This is a genomic window from Bacteroidota bacterium, assembly GCA_030706565.1.
Taxonomy (GTDB): domain Bacteria; phylum Bacteroidota; class Bacteroidia; order Bacteroidales; family JAUZOH01; genus JAUZOH01.
This window is the reverse complement of sequence record JAUZOH010000451.1, coordinates 1-2,886: the sequence shown is the minus strand read 5'-3', so window position 1 is coordinate 2,886 and position 2,886 is coordinate 1. Positions and strand designations below refer to the sequence as shown.

Sequence of the window (2,886 nt, the reverse complement as noted above, 5' to 3'; positions counted from 1 at the left end):
GTTGATGCCTGTCATAAATATGGATTAAAAGTAGGCCTTTATAAAACTCTTATCAACTGGCGTTATCCGGGTTATTATGATATTACGGGAACGCATTGCCTGCCTAACAGGTTTGGTTATACCACCAATATATTTCATAAAGAGAATGCCCGTTTGATGAAGGAAGAGCTGTATTGCCAGGTGAAAGAATTAATGACCAACTATGGGAAAATAGACCAGATTTTTTGGGATGGTGGCTGGATAGGCCAGGAGGGGGATGATGCTGATGCATCCTTTTTCTGGGAACCTGGTAAGTTTCGTGATCCGGCCAATGCCTGGCCGGTGAATTCCTGTTTCCGGGATTTTGACGAAACTACGGGTAAACCATTAGGCCTGATGGGCGTTGTCCGGAAATATCAACCCGATGTGATCGTAAATTCCCGATGCGGCTGGTATGGGGATTATATGTCGGAGGAAGGTGGAAATGCCATCACCGGACCAGTCCGTACCCGGGAAGTTTGGGAAAAGTGCATGTCCATGTCATCAACCTGGGGTTATTCTCCTGAACAGGAAGATACTTCTAAACTTATTAAAATAGGACAGTTAAAAAGAATGTTGGCCGATTGTGTTATCCGGAATATGTCTTTATTGTTGAATGTCGGCCCTGACAGGCATGGACAGATATCAAAGGCTGAACAGGATATTTTACGCCACACCGGGCTATGGTTAGCACAGGTTTATGACGCTGTTTACGGAACCCGGGGCGGCCCCTGGAATCCTAAAGACGGTGAATATGGGTTTGCTTATAAAGGAAATACAATTTATATCTATTTGTTAAACGGATTTAGTGCTAAAACTTTTGTGCTTCCTGCGTTAAACAGAGGCCAAAAAGTTATTAACGCCTTTTCGGTCAGTGATGATAAGGCCATTAACTTTAAACAAAGCAGAAAAAGGCAAACTATTTTAACTGATTTTCAAATCAAGGATAAAGACGTAACCATTCTCGCCGTCGAATTAAATAAACCTGTTTATCAATAAATCGTCCATGTTATTTTTGTTTTTGAATTAGATAAGTATTTGAATAGTCCTGATATAATGTTTTATGTAAAAATATTTTACAGTCTAATTGTATCGTTTGTTATTTCGACAACCCCCGACCCATTAATCTGTCTTGCGCCATAATCTAAAATTCCCTAATTTTAAGGTTCTCAATAATCATGAAGAATAAATGAAATTTTTTAAATTTTTGATTTTGATGTCGCTATTGTGGGTGATAGTTTTAAGTCCTGCACTGGCCCAAAACGAAGTGCAGCGCAGGCCTAAGATTGGCCTGGTGCTTAGCGGGGGAGGAGCAAAAGGGATTGCCCATATAGGGGTGTTGAAAGTACTTGAAAAGGCTGGTATTAAGCCCGATTTTATTGGTGGAACCAGTATGGGCAGCATAATCGGAGGTTTGTATGCCATAGGATACAGTGCCGACAGCCTGGAAAAGCTTGTTTTAAGCCAGGATTGGGCAGATATCCTTACCGATAAGATTTCACGGGAAAATCTGAGCATTGACGAAAAAGAAGAACAGTCCCATTATTTTATTACCTTCCCTTTTGATTCCCGAAAAATAAAACTTCCCGGAGGGTTGATTGCCGGACAGAACCTGTTCAACCTTCTTTCACATTTAACCTGGAATGTGAAAAATATTCATGATTTCAACCATTTGCCTATCCCATATCTTTGCACGGCCACCGATATCGTTACGGGTGAGGAAGTGGTTTTGCACAACGGCAATTTACCTGACGCCATAAGAGCCAGTATGTCTATTCCTACGGTATTTAATCCGGTTGAAATTGATGGCCGGCTTCTGGTTGACGGTGGATTGGTCAACAATTTCCCTGCGGATGAAGTGAAGAAGATGGGGGCTGACATCATCATTGGTGTAAATGTGGGTTTTAAGCCCTATTCAAAAGGAGAATTGAATTCCCTGGTGAAGATTACAGAACAGTCCATGTTTTTTCATGTAGTTGAAACCAATAAGCAAAATCAAAAGTTATGTGATATTCTTATTTCTCCCGGAGTTTATTCGAATTCGGCAGCAAACTTTAATCATGCGGATTCGCTCATTAAAACAGGTGAGGATGCGGCCATGAAGGTTTATCCGCAGTTGTTGAAGCTGGCCGATTCCTTAAAACGGTTTCAACCAGTTTCACCTGCCCATATTGTTCCCAAAGTATCGGATTCAATCTACATCACCAAGGTTTCTATGGAAGGCCTTGAAAATGTGTCGAAAGAGTTTATGGCGGGAAAGATACAGATTGACGCTCCCTCAATGAGTACGCTTGCGGATATTGAAAAAGCTGTCGACCGTCTGTATGGCAGCCAGTTTTTTGAAAAGGTGACATATAGAATCGAGCCTTTTGAGGATGGGAACGATCTTATTATCCGGGTGTCAGAAAAAGGAACAAACAAGTTCAGGGTGGGTGCCCATTATGACAGCGATTTCAATGCCAGTCTTTTGATGAATGCTACTTTACGCAACCTTCCGGCAAAGGGCTCAAAGCTAAGCCTGGATGTGATCCTGGGCGAAAATCCCAGATTTAAGCTTTCTTATTGGGCTTATACTGGCTGGAAACCTCAGAGGACTTTATTTATTTTTCACAGGGCAACCACGAACTGGAAACCGGATTATGGCATGTCGCTTGATGGGGAGAAGTACAGAATAGATCAGTTTTCTCATGATGAGGTGGTTTCTAGTTTCACTTATCAGGAATTGTCCTATAAGATTTTTTTACACCATAATATTCGTCATTCTGCTTCATTAGTCACCGGGATTGAAAATGAATTTTCAAAATTCAGGGGGAATCCGTATGCGATGGGGAATCAGACGTTTACCACTGCATTTTTGAATTTCTACGG

Annotated in this window: 2 protein-coding genes; both read left to right on the top strand. The window is 41.5% G+C overall.

The genetic code is table 11. The features are described from left to right. A partial coding sequence (locus Q8907_15445; GenBank protein ID MDP4275665.1) for an alpha-L-fucosidase occupies positions 1-1,017 on the top strand: 1,017 nt, incomplete at its 5' end. A gap of 217 nt (positions 1,018-1,234) precedes the next feature. After that, a partial coding sequence (locus Q8907_15440; protein ID MDP4275664.1) for a patatin-like phospholipase family protein occupies positions 1,235-2,886 on the top strand: 1,652 nt, incomplete at its 3' end.